General features: G+C 59.7%; 12 protein-coding genes. 9 read left to right on the plus strand and 3 right to left on the minus strand.

All coding sequences use genetic code 11. The annotated features are described in order from the left end of the window. Positions 1 to 30: 30 nt before the first annotated feature. Together gbdR and ACXPVS_RS03240 are read right to left on the minus strand one after the other, a co-directional pair. Entirely contained in the window at positions 31 to 1,134 is a 1,104-nt protein-coding gene (gene gbdR, locus ACXPVS_RS03235) for a choline metabolism transcriptional regulator GbdR (protein WP_458508637.1), read from the minus strand. A gap of 468 nt (positions 1,135 to 1,602) precedes the next feature. Beyond that, positions 1,603 to 2,979 carry an L-serine ammonia-lyase gene (locus ACXPVS_RS03240; protein WP_458508638.1) on the minus strand — a complete coding sequence of 459 codons (1,377 nt, stop codon included), beginning with the start codon at positions 2,977 to 2,979 and terminating at the stop codon, positions 1,603 to 1,605. A gap of 438 nt (positions 2,980 to 3,417) precedes the next feature. Between ACXPVS_RS03240 and ACXPVS_RS03245 the strand changes: the two genes are divergently transcribed. From ACXPVS_RS03245 to choV, 3 genes are all read left to right on the plus strand, one after another. Further along, complete coding sequence (locus tag ACXPVS_RS03245; protein ID WP_458508639.1) at positions 3,418 to 4,365, plus strand: choline ABC transporter substrate-binding protein; 948 nt, start codon at positions 3,418 to 3,420, stop codon at positions 4,363 to 4,365. A 66-nt stretch (positions 4,366 to 4,431) separates the two neighbouring features. Next, positions 4,432 to 5,277: a choline ABC transporter permease subunit gene (choW, locus tag ACXPVS_RS03250; RefSeq protein WP_458508640.1), complete on the plus strand. Its 846-nt coding sequence runs from the start codon at positions 4,432 to 4,434 to the stop codon at positions 5,275 to 5,277. Next, a complete protein-coding gene (gene choV / locus ACXPVS_RS03255) occupies positions 5,274 to 6,455 on the plus strand; it encodes a choline ABC transporter ATP-binding protein (protein ID WP_458508641.1) in 1,182 nt (393 codons plus the stop codon). Before choW ends, choV begins: the two co-directional genes overlap by 4 nt. Positions 6,456 to 6,536: 81 nt before the next feature. Here choV and ACXPVS_RS03260 read toward each other — a convergent pair whose 3' ends face one another. Further along, positions 6,537 to 8,486: a BCCT family transporter gene (locus tag ACXPVS_RS03260; RefSeq protein WP_458508938.1), complete on the minus strand. Its 1,950-nt coding sequence runs from the start codon at positions 8,484 to 8,486 to the stop codon at positions 6,537 to 6,539. 378 nt (positions 8,487 to 8,864) lie between these two features. Here ACXPVS_RS03260 and betI point away from each other — a divergent pair, with 378 nt between their 5' ends. From betI to mdtD, 6 genes are all read left to right on the plus strand, one after another. Further along, positions 8,865 to 9,458 (plus strand): transcriptional regulator BetI, encoded by a 594-nt coding sequence (gene betI / locus ACXPVS_RS03265; protein WP_458508642.1) that lies wholly within the window; start codon positions 8,865 to 8,867, stop codon positions 9,456 to 9,458. 108 nt (positions 9,459 to 9,566) lie between these two features. Further along, a complete protein-coding gene (gene betB / locus ACXPVS_RS03270) occupies positions 9,567 to 11,039 on the plus strand; it encodes a betaine-aldehyde dehydrogenase (RefSeq protein ID WP_458508643.1) in 1,473 nt (490 codons plus the stop codon). 77 nt (positions 11,040 to 11,116) lie between these two features. Further along, positions 11,117 to 12,820 (plus strand): choline dehydrogenase, encoded by a 1,704-nt coding sequence (betA, locus tag ACXPVS_RS03275; RefSeq protein WP_458508644.1) that lies wholly within the window; start codon positions 11,117 to 11,119, stop codon positions 12,818 to 12,820. A gap of 183 nt (positions 12,821 to 13,003) precedes the next feature. Further along, positions 13,004 to 14,446: a TldD/PmbA family protein gene (locus ACXPVS_RS03280; RefSeq protein ID WP_458508645.1), complete on the plus strand. Its 1,443-nt coding sequence runs from the start codon at positions 13,004 to 13,006 to the stop codon at positions 14,444 to 14,446. Further along, positions 14,446 to 15,783, plus strand: coding sequence for a TldD/PmbA family protein (locus ACXPVS_RS03285; protein WP_458508646.1), 1,338 nt, complete (start codon positions 14,446 to 14,448; stop codon positions 15,781 to 15,783). Before ACXPVS_RS03280 ends, ACXPVS_RS03285 begins: the two co-directional genes overlap by 1 nt. Before the next feature lie 73 nt (positions 15,784 to 15,856). Continuing rightward, entirely contained in the window at positions 15,857 to 17,284 is a 1,428-nt protein-coding gene (mdtD, locus tag ACXPVS_RS03290) for a multidrug transporter subunit MdtD (protein WP_458508647.1), read from the plus strand. The last annotated feature ends 10 nt before the right edge of the window (positions 17,285 to 17,294 follow it).

Below are 17,294 nucleotides of genomic sequence, written 5' to 3' on the forward strand. Positions count from 1 at the left end.
TCCCACGCTCGCGTGGGAACGACCAGTGCATTAGAGCCTTACGCTGGCGAACGTCGACTCATTGCGCGCCTGACTCAACGCCGCCAACGGCCCGGACAACGGCGACAGCACCAGTGCTTGCGGCAGCGGCATCATTGCCACTTGTTGCGTGGTGTTGGAACCTACGCGCTCGTCACGCGGCGGAATGCCGAAGTATTCGCGGTAGCACTTGGAGAAGTGCGGCGTAGACACGAAACCACACACCGACGCCACTTCGATGATCGACATCGGCGTTTGCTTGAGCAGCTGTCGGGCGCGGATCAAGCGTAGTTTCAGGTAATAACGCGATGGCGAGCAGTGCAGGTACTTCTGAAACAGCCGCTCCAGCTGACGACGCGATACGGCGACATACACAGCCAGTTCGTCGAGGTCGATCGGCTCTTCCAGGTTGGCTTCCATCAGCGCGACGATTTCCTGCAATTTCGGCTGGTTGGTGCCGAGCATGTGCTTGAGAGGTACACGCTGGTGATCCTGCTCGTTGCGGATACGTTCGTAGACAAACATCTCCGAAATCGCGGCCGACAGTTCACGGCCATGATCGCGGCTGATCAGGTGCAGCATCATGTCCAGCGGCGCGGTGCCACCGGAGCTGGTGAAACGGTTACGGTCGAGGGTGAACAGACGAGTACTCATGGCCACGCGCGGGAACGCTTCCTGCATCGAGGCCAGACATTCCCAGTGCACGCTGCAATCGAAACCATCCAGCAGGCCCGCGCACGCCAGGGCCCAGCTGCCGGTGCAGACGGCACCGAGACGGCGGGACTGGCGCGCCTGGCTTTGCAGCCACGACACGTGTTCACGGGTAACAGTGCGCTGGATGCCGATACCACCGCAGACAATGATGGTGTCCATGGCGGGGGCTTTGTGCATGGCGCAGTCGGGGGTGATCTGCAAACCGTCACTGGCCCAGACCTGACCACCGTCGACGGTAAGTGTGGTCCAGCGATACAGCTCGCGGCCGGACAGTTGGTTGGCCATACGCAGGGGTTCTACTGCGGAAGCCAGAGAAATAAGCGTGAAATTGTCCAGCAGCAAAAAGCCAATGGATTGAGGCGCACGGTTCTGGGGTTGAGCCCCCGAGTTGAACGTCGTCATCGCGGTATCTCCTCACACAAAGCGGATGATGGCCTCAGGCGGAGGCTCTTGTTATTGCCATCGTTCTCGCGTGGGAGACGGGCTTTGTAATGACAGAGCAATTGCCATGCCTAAAGTTGAATAGGCGTTCAATAACTCCTGAAAACGACCTCGCGCCGTGTCTATATAAGCCGCGCCGCGAGTAGGGGCTATAAGTGCCATTATCGCCGGGAGGCGTTCTTCACTGTAGGGCGTGAGCATATCGGTAGCACTTGTGGGAACAGGGCTACAGCGACCTGATGAAGAGTGTCACCACAAGCACAGGCGACAGGCGGTAATGGCCAACTTGGATCCGCGATCCTGGTCAGGTCGCTTATCTGTAAGCGACGCGCCAAAACGTGGCGCGGTTTGAATCGGGTGTTCACTTTGCGCGCAGTTTTGACTGGTCGGACCCCATCGTCGGTAAGCCCGCGACGGGGTCGACTCGGTTCAGCACTCAACCGCGCTAACCGCCAACCCACCGCGCGATGTCTCTTTATATTTGTCATGCATGTCCGCGCCGGTATCACGCATGGTGCGGATCACCCGATCCAGCGAGATAAAGTGCTGGCCGTCGCCACGCAGCGCCATCTGCGCCGCGTTGATGGCTTTCACCGCGGCAATGGCGTTGCGCTCGATGCACGGCACTTGCACCAACCCACCCACTGGGTCGCAGGTCAGGCCGAGGTTGTGTTCCAGGCCGATTTCCGCGGCGTTGCACAGTTGCTCCGGTGTCGCCCCCAGAATCTCCGACAACCCGGCCGCTGCCATGGCGCAGGCCGAACCGACTTCGCCCTGGCAACCGACTTCGGCACCGGAAATCGACGCGTTCTTCTTGCACAGAATCCCGACCGCTGCCGCACTGAGGAAATAGTCGACCACATTGGCGTCGGTCACCACCTCGCTGAACTTCATAAAGTAGTGCAGCACCGCCGGAATGATCCCCGCCGCCCCATTGGTCGGCGCCGTCACCATGCGCCCGCCAGCGGCGTTTTCTTCGTTGACCGCCAGGGCGAACAGGTTGACCCACTCCATGGCACTCAAGGTCGAGCCGATCACGTTGGGCTTGTTCAGTTCTTGCAGGCTGCGATGCAACCTGGCCGCGCGACGGCGTACATTCAGGCCTCCGGGCAGGATGCCTTCGTGCTTGAGGCCTTCTTCGACGCAATCCTGCATGGCACGCCAGAGTGTCATCAGGCCGGCGCGAATGTCCTCTTCGCTGCGCCAGACCTTCTCGTTGGCCATCATCAGTTCGGCGACGCGCAGGTTGTGCTGCTTACAGAGGCTGAGCAGCTCGACGGCACTGGAAAAATCGTACGGCAACACCGTGCGGTCCAGGTCCACTACGCCGCTGGAGGCTTGTGCTTGATCGACGACAAAACCGCCGCCGATGGAATAGTAGGTGTCGCGATGCAGTTCACCGTGATCACCTTCGACGATCAGGGTCATGGCATTGGGATGGAATGGCAGGTTTTCGTCGATCAGGCGCATGTCCCGGGCCCAGATAAACGGGACCGACAAACGACCGTCGAGCAACAGCGTATGAGTTTCACGCAGGGTGTCGATGCGAATGCCGATTTGCGACGGATCGATTGCATCCGGCCACTCGCCCATCAGGCCCATGATCACTGCGTTGTCGCTGCCGTGACCGATGCCGGTGGCCGACAACGAACCAAAAAGTTGAACTTCGACGCGCCGCACTTGTTCCAAAAGACCCTGCTCACGCAAGCCTTGCACGAACAGCGCTGCGGCCCGCATAGGCCCCACGGTGTGCGAACTGGAAGGTCCGATGCCGATTTTGAACAGGTCGAAAACACTGATAGCCATTACTGCCGAACTCCTGGATGTGCCAACGCCGGACGTGAAAACGCCCGGTGACGGAGCTGCTACGCTCAAGCTGCAATCCGCCGAGATGGCCGCATCATCAGGCTTTTGCCATGTCGTTCGACGTCTCACACCGACGCACTCATGCTCACCAACGCCGCAGGTGTTTTACGCAGCGTTTTCGCCGTTTTTTTGCGGCTAAGAGAGGCAAAGAGGGCGAAAAAAAGCTGTAAGCGACCTTATCGACACTAGATGCGACCATCCCTGTACTGGATGCGACGCACCCTGTAGGCGTCAGATTTTCAGTGGTACATGATCGTATCGACTCGATTGCAAGGCGCAGTGATAAAGCTGTCTCCAGAACGCCATCCAACCGCAACCTATAAGTGCGGTGGTCCAGTCGGAACACTGCCAAAAAAAAAAACCCCAAGGAGTCCATCCATGAAAGGTTCCCCGTCGTTGATGTTGGCCGCAATGCTGAGTCTGCCGTTACTGGCTCAAGCCGCAGAACCCGAACAATGCAGCACCGTAAACTTCTCCGATGTCGGTTGGACTGACATTACTGTCACCACCGCCACCACCAGCGTCATCCTCGATGCCCTGGGCTACAAAACCAAGACCACCATGATTTCCGTGCCGGTGACCTACAAGTCCCTGGCTGACGGCAAGAACATGGACGTATTCCTCGGCAACTGGATGCCGACCATGGAAAACGACATCAAGTCTTACCGTGAAGCCGGCACCGTGGACACCCTTCGCGCCAACCTGGAAAACGCAAAGTACACACTCGCCGTGCCCGAAGAGTTGTATAACAAAGGTCTGAAAGATTTCGCCGACATCGCCAAGTTCAAGAAAGAACTCGGCGGCAAGATCTATGGCATCGAGCCGGGTAACGACGGCAACCGCCTGATCCAGAGCATGATCGACAAGAACGCCTTCGGCTTGAAAGACGCCGGCTTCAAGGTGGTCGAGTCCAGCGAGGCAGGCATGCTCTCGCAAGTCGATCGCTCTCAGCGCCGCAAAACTGCCGTGGTGTTCCTGGGCTGGGAACCACATCCAATGAATACACGCTTCAAGATGAAATACCTGACGGGTGGCGACGACTACTTCGGCCCGAACTTCGGTCAGGCGACCATCTACACCAACACCCGCAAGGGCTATGCGCAGGAATGCAGCAACGTCGGTCAGTTGCTGAAGAACCTCGAGTTCACCCTGAACATGGAAAGCACCCTGATGGGCAATGTCCTGGACGACAAAATGCGCCCTGACGCGGCCGCCAAGGCCTGGCTCAAAAAGAATCCACAGGTGCTCGATACCTGGCTCGCTGGCGTGACCACCATTGACGGTAAACCAGGCCTGGAGGCCGTGAAAGCTCAGCTCGCACAGTAATCGCTTACGCCGGGCGATTTAGGTCGCCCGGGCTGTTTATTTCCTTGCATGCGGACGTTCACTACCATGCTGATTGATCAGAAAATACCTTTAGGCCAGTACATCGCGGGCTTCGTTGAATGGCTGACGCAAAACGGCGCCGACACCTTCGACGCAATCGCCATGTCACTGGAAACGATGATCCACGGCGTGACTTTTGCGCTGACCTGGTTCAACCCGCTGGCATTGATCGGCCTCATCGCGCTACTGGCACATTTCATTCAACGAAAGTGGGGGCTGACTGTTTTTGTCATCGCCGCCTTCCTGCTGATCCTCAATCTGGGGTACTGGCAGGAAACCATGGAAACCCTTGCCCAAGTGCTATTCGCTACCTTGGTCTGTGTGCTCATCGGTGTGCCGCTAGGCATCGTCGCCGCGCATAAACCGCTGTTTTACACCCTGATGCGTCCGGTGCTCGATCTGATGCAGACCGTACCGACCTTCGTGTACCTCATTCCTACCCTGACCCTTTTCGGGTTGGGTGTGGTCCCGGGCCTGATCTCCACGGTGGTGTTTGCGATTGCCGCGCCCATCCGCCTGACTTACCTGGGTATTCGCGATGTCCCCGCAGAATTGATGGACGCCGGCAAAGCCTTCGGCTGCTCGCGCCGCCAATTGCTTTCACGAATTGAACTGCCCTATGCCATGCCAAGCATCGCAGCCGGTATCACCCAGTGCATCATGCTGTCGTTGTCGATGGTAGTGATCGCCGCACTGGTGGGCGCCGACGGCCTGGGCAAACCCGTGGTCAATGCACTGAACACTGCTGATATCGCCCTGGGCTTCGAAGCAGGCCTGGCGATCGTATTGCTGGCGATCATGCTCGACCGTATCTGCAAACAACCCGAAGCTAAAGCAAGGGGTGACGCATGAGCATTATTCGCTTCGAAGACGTAGACGTAATTTTCTCCAAAGACCCACGCGAGGCGCTCAAGCTCCTCGATGAAGGCATGACCCGTGACCAGATCCTGAAAAAGACCGGACAGATTGTTGGCGTTGAAAAAGCCAGCCTGGACGTCGAAAAAGGCGAAATCTGCGTGCTGATGGGTCTGTCCGGCTCCGGCAAGTCCAGCCTGCTGCGTTGCATCAACGGCCTCAACACCGTTAGCCGTGGCAAGTTGTTCGTCGAGCACGAAGGCAATCAGATCGACATCGCATCCTGCACCCCGGCAGAACTCAAAATGATGCGCACCAAGCGCATTGCGATGGTGTTCCAGAAGTTCGCCTTGATGCCTTGGCTGACCGTTCGCGAGAACATCAGTTTCGGTCTGGAAATGCAGGGTCGTCCGGAGAAGGAACGGAGAAAACTGGTCGACGAAAAACTTGAGCTGGTGGGCCTGGCCCAGTGGCGCAACAAAAAACCGGACGAGCTCTCCGGTGGTATGCAGCAACGTGTGGGCCTGGCCCGCGCGCTGGCGATGGATGCCGACATTCTGCTGATGGACGAACCGTTCTCGGCCCTTGACCCACTGATCCGCCAAGGCCTGCAAGACGAACTGCTGGAACTGCAAAGCAGGCTGAACAAAACCATCGTGTTCGTGAGCCACGACCTCGATGAAGCCCTGAAGCTCGGCAGCCGTATCGCAATCATGAAAGACGGCCGGATCGTCCAGTACAGCAAACCGGAAGAGATCGTGCTGAACCCTGCGGACGATTACGTGCGGACCTTCGTCGCCCACACCAATCCGCTGAACGTACTGTGCGGTCGCAGCCTGATGCGTACCCTGGACAACTGCAAACGCATCAACGGTTCGGTATGCCTCGATCCGAGCGACGATTCCTGGCTGGACCTGGCCGAAGGCAACACCCTAAAAGGCGCACACCAGAATGGCGCGAGCCTGGACCTGCAGAACTGGATCCCTGGGCAAGCCGTTGAAGGGCTAGGTCGTCGTCCAACGCTGGTGGATTCGAACATCGGCATGCGTGACGCGCTGCAGATTCGGTATCAGACGGGTAATAAGCTGGTGCTGCACGACAACAACAACAAGGTGGTCGGGATTCTCGGTGACAGTGAGCTGTATCACGCACTGCTCGGCAAGAACCTGGGTTAAGGCAATACACACAAAAACGCCGCGAGAGGATCGCGGCGTTTTTGTTAGTACAGATATTCAGCTGTATCGCGGACCTCTGTCTCAGCTATACACACGGCCAAGGAGCTGCCGATGGATTTCAAACTGATCGAGCACATCATGGGTGATCTGATCCGAAGTGAAGCCCATCAGGTCATAATCCTGGTTGCCGTTGTACAGGTACACCTCGGCACGGTAGTAACGTGCGCGGGGCTCATCAGTACTTTGAGCCGAGACCTTGTCGCTCGCCGCTGCCAGATAGCCGTCCAGGCTTACTTCGTAGACAAAAGGATTGCCCTCTTCCATCTCGATCCGCAGGCCCATGCAACGCTTGGCCTTGCCCAGCAACGTTTGCACCTCCAGACCCTGCCCACGCAATTGCACCACGGCCTCTTCCAGCGCCGGACTGACTTGCTTGTCCATGAAACGCTGAACAATCGACTGATTCGGCTGCAAGTCCATCTGCGTCAAACGCTCGCTGAAGCCACGACGACCGCGGGCTGCGAGCTCCGCTTGCTCCTGCTCGATCTGCACGTCTTGGCGCATCGCCTTGTGCAGGCCAAACATAAAGAACACCAGCACCACCGAGAACGGCAAACCGGCCAGCACCACCATGGTTTGCATCGCTTCAAAGTTACCGGCGAACAGCAGGCCGATGGTCACCAGCGTGATCACCGCCGACCAGAAGATCCGCAGCCAGTGCGGGGCGTCTTCGTCGACGTTACCACCCTTGCAGGAAAGGTTCGCCATCATCACCGCGCCCGAATCCGCCGGGGTCAGGAACAGCACGAAACCAACAAAGATCGACACGCCGATCACGATTTTCGACGCTGGGTAATGCTCCAGCAACTGGTAAATCGCCATCGACGGCTGTTCCAGCGCCGTCTTGCCGAGTTCCACCGCCCCATGGTTCATCACCAGGTCCAGGGCCGAGTTACCGAAGATAGACAGCCACGCCAGGGTAAAGCCCAGCGGGATCAGCAATACGCCAGCGACCAGTTCACGCACCGTGCGACCACGGGAAATACGCGCGATGAACATACCCACGAATGGGGCCCAGGAAATCCACCAGGCCCAGTAGAACAGGGTCCACAGGCCCAACCAACGGTCGGACTTCTCGCTGTCGCCTTCGTACACATAGAGGTCGAAAGTCTTCAGAACCGCGCCGTTCAGGTAATCGCCGATGTTTTGCACGAAGCCGTTGAGCAAGTGCAAAGTCGGGCCGAACAACAGCACAAAAATCAGCAGCCCGCTGAACAGCACGATGTTCAGGTTGGACAGACGGCGGATGCCGTTCTCCACGCCGGACACAGCCGCGATGGTCGCCACGGTGCTCATTACGATGATCACGATCAGCAGGTTGGTGTTGTTGTGTTCCATGCCGAACAGGTTTTCAAGGCCCGACGACACTTGCAGCGAACCAATCCCCAGGTTCGTCACCAGACCCAGCAGGGTCACGAACATGCCGAAACCGTCCACCGCATGACCGGCGGCGCCTTTGACCCAACGCTCGCCAACCAGCGGATACAGCGCCGAACGCAACGCCAGCGGCTGGTTATGACGGTAAGCAAAGTAAGCAACGGCCAGGCCGACCAATGCGTAGATCGCCCAGCCGTGCAGGCCCCAATGCAGGAACGTCAGCTGAACGGCCTGACGTGCAGCGAGGTTGCTGCCGGCAACGCCTTCCGGCGGGTTGAAGTAATGGTCCAGCGGCTCGGAAGCACCGAAGTACAGCAGAGAGATGCCGATACCCGACGAGAACAGCATCCCCGCCCAAGCGCCGTAGCTGAAGTCCGGGGTGTCGTCCTTGCTGCCCAGCTTGAGCTTGCCGTAGGACGAAAACGCCAGGCCGACCACGAAGACCAGGTAAGCGGCGATCACCACCATGTAGTACCAGCCGAAGCTGCGGGACAACCAGGCCTGGGCAATACCAAGCAATCTACCGGCCTCTTGCGGGGCGATGATCAGAATGGCGGTCAACAACAGGATCAACGCGGTAGAGGTGTAGAACACCCAACCGTTGACCGTCACCTTATCGGGTGGGGTCTTTATAAGAGAGGCAGAACTCATGGCACAGATGCTCCAGGCAGTGCGAGAGAAGAACACAAGGCAACGCGTTACCCGACCAATCGGTTAGTTGGCAGCCGACCGGCGGGTGATATAAAGACACCCCGGAAAAAAAACCGAAGCCCAGGAGCGCCAGTGCGCGTGGGTTTCGAGCGTTTCGGATGTCGTTTTTCCGCCAACTACATGTAGGAAAAACCTGTAGGCAGCGACGAATTGTCGCAGATCTTATTCTTTGTTGATTGAACGTTCAATCAAAACAAAATAGACTGGCCTTCACTCCGACAGACGTTTTCGTCCGTCGGAAGGCCTAAGGAGACGTGCAAGATGCCCAAGGTCGGTATGCAACCCATCCGCCGCCAGCAATTGATCGAAGCCACATTACAGGCTGTAGATCAGGTAGGAATGGGGGACGCCAGCATTGCGCTGATCGCCCGTTTGGCCGGTGTCTCGAATGGCATCATCAGTCATTATTTTCAGGACAAGAATGGCCTGATCGCCGCCACGATGCGGTACCTGATGAGCGTCCTCAGCGAGAACGTCACCGCGCGCCGCCTGGATCTTGGAGATGACAGCCCACGGGCGCATCTGCAGGTGATCATCGAAGGCAACTTCGACGCCAGCCAGGTCAATGGCCCGGCAATGAAAACCTGGTTGGCCTTCTGGGCGACCAGCATGCACCAGCCGTCATTGCACAGGTTGCAGCGGATCAACGATCACCGTCTGTATTCCAACCTGTGTTGCCAGTTCCGCCGTGCATTACCGCTCGATGACGCGCGCAGTGCAGCACGGGGTCTGGCAGCGCTCATTGATGGTTTGTGGTTGCGCGGCGCGCTGTCGGGAGACGCTTTCGACACCGAGCAGGCGCAACAGATCGCTTACGAATACATGGACATCCAATTGGCCAAACGGGTGAGTTAGAGCACACAGAACCGCTCAACACCTGAACCACCACTGACCAGCGTTGCCCAAGCTATAAGGCACGCCCAGTGGTTAGCGCCAACTAACTTATGCTCTTGCGAGGACTATATGGCCCGTTTCGAACTGCAAAAACTCTACATCGATGGCGGTTACAGTGACGCCAGCAGCGACGCCACCTTCGAAGCCATCAACCCGGCTAACGGTGAAGTCCTCGCAACCGTACAACGTGCGACCAAGGACGACGTTGAGCGCGCCGTGGTCAGTGCCGAAAAGGGCCAGAAAATCTGGGCCGCCATGACGGCCATGGAGCGTTCGCGCATCCTGCGTCGTGCCGTCGATATCCTGCGCGAGCGCAACGACGAACTGGCCGCTCTGGAAACCCTGGACACCGGTAAATCCTTCTCCGAAACCAAGTACGTCGACATCGTCACCGGCGCTGACGTGCTGGAGTACTACGCAGGTCTGGTTCCGGCCATCGAAGGCGAGCAAATCCCGCTGCGCACCACTTCGTTCATCTACACCCGTCGCGAGCCACTGGGCGTCGTGGCCGGTATCGGCGCGTGGAACTACCCGATCCAGATCGCCCTGTGGAAATCCGCTCCTGCCCTGGCGGCCGGTAACGCGATGATCTTCAAGCCAAGCGAAGTCACTTCCCTGACCACGCTGAAACTGGCAGAGATCTACACTGAAGCCGGCGTTCCGGCGGGCGTGTTCAACGTCCTGACCGGCAGTGGCCGTGAAGTCGGCACCTGGTTGACCGAGCACCCACGCATCGAAAAAATCTCCTTCACCGGCGGCACCGACACCGGCAAGAAGGTGATGGCCAGCGCCTCTGCGTCTTCGCTCAAAGACGTGACCATGGAACTGGGCGGCAAATCCCCGCTGATCATTTTCGACGACGCCGACCTCGACCGCGCCGCCGACACCGCCATGATGGCCAACTTCTACAGCTCCGGCCAGGTCTGCACCAACGGCACTCGCGTGTTCGTGCCAAGCCACCTGAAAGCCGCTTTCGAAGCCAAGATCGTGGAACGCGTTGCCCGCATCCGCATCGGCAACCCGGAAGACGAGAACACCAACTTCGGCCCGCTGGTCAGCTTCGCCCACATGGAAAGCGTGCTGGGTTACATCGCCAAAGGTAAGGAAGAAGGCGCCCGCGTCCTGTGCGGCGGCAACCGTCTGACCGAAGGCGAATACGCCAAAGGCGCGTTCGTGGAACCGACCGTGTTCACCGACTGCACCGACGAAATGACCATCGTTCGCGAAGAGATCTTCGGCCCGGTGATGAGCATCCTGACTTACGAAACCGAAGAAGAAGTGATCCGTCGTGCCAACGACACCGACTTCGGTCTGGCCGCAGGCATCGTCACCAAGGACCTGAACCGCGCTCACCGCGTGATTCATCAACTCGAAGCCGGTATCTGCTGGATCAACGCCTGGGGCGAATCCGACGCCAAGATGCCGGTCGGCGGCTACAAGCAGTCGGGCGTGGGCCGTGAGAACGGCATCAGCTCGCTGAACAACTTCACACGCATCAAATCGGTACAGGTCGAACTGGGCGATTACGCCTCGGTTTTCTAAGCAGGCATCGGCTTTGCCTGCGAGGCCTTCATCGCCCGCAGGCTGGGACCTGACCAACTTCAAAGAGGGTGCATTCAATGTCCCAAGAATTCGATTACATCATCATCGGTGCCGGCTCGGCCGGTAACACCCTGGCGACCCGTCTGACTGAAGACGAAGGCGTCACCGTCCTGCTGCTCGAAGCAGGCGGCCCGGACTACCGTTTAGACTTCCGCACGCAAATGCCGGCGGCCTTGGCGTTCCCGTTGCAAGGACGTCGCTACAACTGGGGCTACGAAACCGATCCAGAGCCACACATGGACGGTCGCCGGATGGAATGCGGTCGCGGCAAGGGCCTGGGTGGTTCTTCGCTGATCAACGGCATGTGCTACATCCGCGGCAACGCGATGGACTACGACAACTGGGCCAAACTGCCAGGTCTTGAAGACTGGGACTACCTGAACTGCCTGCCGTATTTCCGCAAGGCTGAAACCCGTGACATCGGCCCGAACGACTATCACGGTGGCGAAGGTCCGGTCAGCGTAACCACGCCAAAAGCCGGCAACAACCCGCTGTTCAACGCGATGGTTGAAGCCGGCGTGCAAGCCGGTTACCCGCGCACCGAAGACTTGAACGGTTACCAGCAGGAAGGTTTTGGTCCGATGGACCGCACCGTGACGCCGAACGGCCGTCGCGCCAGCACCGCTCGCGGTTACCTGGACATCGCCAAGAAGCGCTCGACCCTGACCATCATCACCCACGCCCTGACCGACAAGATCCTGTTTGAAGGCAAGCGTGCGGTCGGTGTGCGGTACTTGATCGGTGCCGCTGAAGAGCGCGTTGAAGCCCGCGCCCGCAAAGAAGTGCTGCTGTGCTCCGGCGCCATCGCTTCGCCGCAGATTCTTCAGCGTTCCGGCGTCGGCCCGGCCGAGTTGCTGAAAAAACTCGACATCCCGGTGGTCCACGACCTGCCGGGCGTGGGTGAAAACCTGCAGGATCACCTCGAGTTGTACCTGCAATACGCCTGCACCCAACCGGTCTCGCTGTACCCGTCGCTGCTCTGGTACAACCAGCCGGCCATCGGGGCCGAGTGGCTGTTCAACGGCACCGGTATCGGCGCCAGCAACCAGTTCGAAGCCGGCGGTTTCATCCGTACTCGCGAAGAGTTCGATTGGCCGAACATCCAGTACCACTTCCTGCCGGTCGCGATTAACTACAACGGCAGCAACGGTGTGAAAGAGCACGGTTTCCAAGCGCACATGGGCTCCATGCGTTCGCCGAGCCGTGGTCGAATTCAGGCCAAGTCCAAGGATCCGCGCGAGTACCCGAGCATCCTGTTCAACTACATGGCCACCGAGCAGGACTGGCAGGAATTCCGCGACGGCATCCGCCTGACCCGTGAAATCATGCAACAGCCTGCACTGGACGCTTTCCGTGGCCGAGAAATCAGCCCGGGCATCGACGTGCAAACCGATGAGCAGCTCGACGAGTTCATCCGCGAACACGCCGAAACCGCGTTCCATCCGTCCTGCTCATGCAAAATGGGCTCCGACGAAATGGCGGTGGTTGACGCTGAAGGTCGTGTGCACGGCATGCAGAGCCTGCGTGTAGTCGATGCCTCGATCATGCCGATCATCACCACCGGCAACCTGAACGCGCCGACGATCATGATCGCCGAAAAAATCGCTGACAAGATCCGTAGTCGCAAGCCGTTGCCGCGGAGCGAGGCGGCTTACTTCGTCGCTGGCGATGCGCCGGTGCGTGGCAAGCCGTTGCGCGATGTGAGCCTGACTGCGCAGTAACCGCCCCTGATCGTTCCCACGCTCTGCGTGGGAACGCATCCCGTGGCGCTCTGCGTCACCAGACTTCCTACACCGTTCCGTGCTTGATCCTACCCCCCGCGCAGGCCTAATCTAGCGCCACGCAAACGTTTCACCCCCTCGCAACATCGATACACCGCCACTCCATACCAAGGAGGTTCCCGAATGTTCGATTTCCACCCCCAGCTCAAGCAGCGCTTCGCTGCCTTGCGCACGGGCGCTGAGTTCTTTTCGCTGCGTTATGTGCGCGAGTCCGGTCAGTACCTGTCGGTGCGCAAGAATGTCGCGGAACCTCCCAGCCTGAACCGCGACGAAGGCGCGATGCTGACCGTCCGAATCGACGGCGTCGAAGCCTACGCGGCGACCAACGACCTGTCGCAACAAGGCCTGCAAGCTGCACTGGAGAAGGCCGAGCAACAAGCCCGCCGACTCAAGCCCCACGCCCTGCTCGACCTGAGCGCGCAAGTGGTCTCCAGCGACCGCGCCGACTACTTTTCGCCGAACCTCGACCAGCCCTTCCCCTCCCTGAGCGATTGCTACCAACTGCTCGGTGCCGAGTCCGCCGCCGTGCCCAAGGATGAGCGACTGGTCAACTGGGAAGTGAGCATCGGCATCACCCATGTCGAACAGATCTACCTCAGCAACGCCGGCGCCGAACTGCGCCAGGCCCAGCGGTTCGTGTACCCGAGCCTGGAAGTCACCGCCTACGACGGTAACGACAGCCAAACCCGAACCCTGGGCCGCGAGAACTTCGGCCAACAGGGCGGTTTTGATGTGATCAGCCGCTGTGGACTGGTCGGCGCCGGCCCGAAAATCGCCGATCAGGCGCTGCAATTGCTGCTGGCGCCGAACACCCCGCAAGGCCCGCGCGACCTGCTGTTGATGCCGGACCAAATGATGCTGCAGATCCATGAGTCCATCGGTCACCCGCTGGAGCTGGACCGCATCCTCGGTGACGAGCGCAATTACGCCGGCACCAGTTTCGTCAAGACAGAAGACTTCGCCAGCCTGCAGTACGGCTCCAAACTGCTTAACGTGACCTTCGACCCGGACATTCCCGAGCAGTTGGCCAGCTATGGCCATGACGACGACGGTACTGCCGCGAGCAAACAATTGCTGATTAAAGAAGGCTTGCTACTGCGCCCATTGGGCGGCGCGCTGTCGCAATTTCGTGCCGGCATGGAAGGTGTTGCCAACAGCCGCGCCTGCAGCTGGAACCGTCCACCCATCGACCGCATGGCCAACCTGAACATCGAGGCTGGCGATCAACCGTTGGAGCAGATGATCGGCAACATCGAGCACGGCATCTTGATGAGCACCAACCGGTCCTGGTCCATCGACGATGCCCGCAACAAGTTCCAGTTCGGCTGCGAGTGGGGCCAGTTGATCGAGAACGGCGAACTCAAAGGCGTGGTCAAGAACCCGAACTACCGGGCGATTTCCGCGCACTTCTGGAAAAGCCTCAGCGCCGTCGGCGACGCCGATACCGTCAAAGTCCTGGGCACGCCGAACTGCGGCAAGGGCGAACCGAACCAGGTGATCCGCGTCGGCCATGCGTCGCCGGCCTGTGTATTCAGCAACGTTGATGTGTTTGGGGGAGACGCCTGATGAGTACGTCCAAGAATCAGGCCGACGCGTTCAAAGCCTTGGTCAACTGGTTGCGCGAGGCAATTGGCGAGCCAGAACAATTCACCCTCAGTTACGCCGCCGAATCCTCGGCCTTCGTGCGTTTCAACCACGCCAAGGTCCGTCAGGCCGGGCAGGTGCAACAGGCGAGCGTCGGTTTCAAACTGATCAACGAGGGGCGCCACGCCAACCTGAACATCACGCTGTCGGGTGAAGCCGCAGTCGATGTGCAGCGCCTGGCCGAAGGCCTGCAACAGCTGCGCGAAACCTTGCCGTTGCTGCCGCAGGATCCGTACCTGCTGCTCAACCACAACGGCTGGCAGAGCAAGAACGTGCAGGATCACCCGCTGCCGGACACCGAGCAGGTGGTCGCGGAAATTACCCAGGCGGCCGAAGGGCTGGATCTGGTGGGTTTCTACGCCGCCGGCCCGATCAGTCGCGGCTTCGCCAGTTCTTCGGGTGCGTTCGGCTGGCACCAAGCCAACAGCTTCAACTTCGACTTCAGCCTGTTCCATGACAACGGCCAAGCGGTGAAAGCCAGCTACGCCGGGCACGACTGGAACAGCGAAGGGTTTGCCAAGCGCTTTGCACAGGCACGCGAGCAGTTGGCGTTTCTCGGCAGACCGCAACACACCCTGGCGCCCGGTCAGTACCGCGCCTATCTGGCGCCGGCAGCCCTGGGAGAGATCATGGACATGCTGGGCTGGGGGGGATTCTCGGCGCAGTCGATTGCCAGCAAAAACAGCCCGCTGCAGAAGCTTTACGCGGGCGACGGTGCGTTCAGCCCATTGGTGTCAGTGGATGAAAAGGTCAGCGGTTCGTTGAGCCCGGCATTCTCCGCAGAAGGTTATCCGCGCAGCGATCTTGGGTTGATTGTCAACGGCAAGGCCGGCGCACAGATGGTCAGTTCACGCAGTGCGGCCGAGTACGGCCTGACCGCCAACGGCGCCAGCGGTGGTGAAATGCCCAGCGCCGTGATCATGGCGGCCGGTACGTTGCCTGATGCAGAGATTCTCAAGCAACTGGGCACGGGCTTGTACATCAGCAACCTCTGGTACCTGAACTACTCAGACCAACCGGCGGCACGCCTGACCGGCATGACGCGGTTTGCGACCTTCTGGGTCGAGAATGGCGAGATTCAGGCGCCCGTGAGCACCATGCGGTTTGATGACAGTGCCTACAGTTTGCTCGGGGCGCAGCTGGAAGCATTGACCGAGGAGCGCGAACTGATGTTGTCGGCCAGTACCTACAGCCAGCGGGCCACAGCGTCGGCGTTATTGCCAGGAGCGCTGATCCGCAAACTGACGTTGACCCTCTGACCCTCTGACCCTCTGCCCCTGATCGTTCCCACGCGGAGATCGGGAACGATCATCTCCAACAACAAGAGGTCCCATGCCCGACCGCCCGCCTCTCGACGCAGCCACCGCCCGCTGGGTGCCCTGGGTCGTCGCCATTGCGTTTTTCATGCAATCCCTCGACGGGACCATCCTCAACACCGCCCTGCCCGCCATGGCCCGGGACTTGGCCGAAGACCCCTTGCGCATGCAGGGCGTGATCATCGCCTACATGCTCACCGTTGCCTTGCTGATCCCTGCCTCAGGCTGGATCGCAGACCGTTTCGGCACCAAGAAAATCTTCTTCGGCGCGATCCTGTTGTTCAGCCTCGGCTCGTTGCTCTGCGCGCTGTCGAGCACCTTGAGCATGTTGATTGGCGCGCGGGTGATTCAGGGCCTGGGCGGTGCACTGATGTTGCCGGTCGGAAGGTTGGTGGTGCTGCGTGCGTACCCGCGCTCGGATCTGGTGCGAATCATGGGGTTCATCACCATCCCCGGATTGCTCGGTCCGTTGCTCGGCCCGACCATGGGCGGCTGGATGGTGGAGTACCTGAGCTGGCACTGGATCTTTCTGATCAACCTGCCGGTCGGCGCTGTCGGTTGCTACGCCGTGTGGAAATTCATCCCTGACCTGCGCGGCACTGAACGCACCCGCTTCGATAGCCTGGGCTTTTTACTGTTCGGCGCGGCGATGGTGTTGATCACCATCGCCATGGAAGGTCTCGGCGAATTGCACCTGCCGCACTTGCGCGTGATGTTACTGCTGTTCGGCGGCATGGCCTGTCTGGCGGCGTACTGGTTGCGGGCGGGGCACATTGATAACCCGCTGTTCGCGCCGTCACTGTTCAAAACCCGGACGTTTGCCGTGGGCATCCTCGGCAACCTGTTCGCCCGCCTGGGCAGCGGCGCCCTGCCGTTTCTCGTTCCATTGCTGCTGCAAGTGGCGCTGGGTTACTCGCCGTCCCAGGCCGGGATGAGCATGCTGCCGCTAGCGGCGGCTGCGATGGCCGCCAAGTCGGTGGCGCGACCACTGATCGAGCGCTTGGGCTATCGCATCGTGCTCACCGGTAATACGGTGGCGCTGGGGTTGATGCTGGCGAGCATGGGCCTGGTTGGCGAGCAAACGCCGTACTGGCTGCTGCTGGTGATGCTATCGATTCTTGGGGCGATCAACTCCTTGCAGTTCACCGCAATGAACACCGTAACCCTGATCGACCTCGACGACGCCAGCGCCAGTAGCGGCAACAGCCTGCTGTCGGTGGTCGCGCAATTGTCCTTGAGCCTTGGCGTTGCCTGTGCCGGCGCCTTGCTCGGCGGGTTCACCGCAGAAGTCGGCAACGATGGGGTGGACACGGTGTTGGGCGCGTTCCAGCTGACCTTTGTAACGGTCGGAATCATGGCGATGCTGGCTGCAACCATCTTCTCCCAGCTCTCAAGGGAAGACGGACGGCGCGTCAAGCGTCCGGAAGAGCACATAGAGCCTTAGGGCGAATGCC

This window comes from Pseudomonas sp. Ma2-10, from assembly GCF_054330215.1.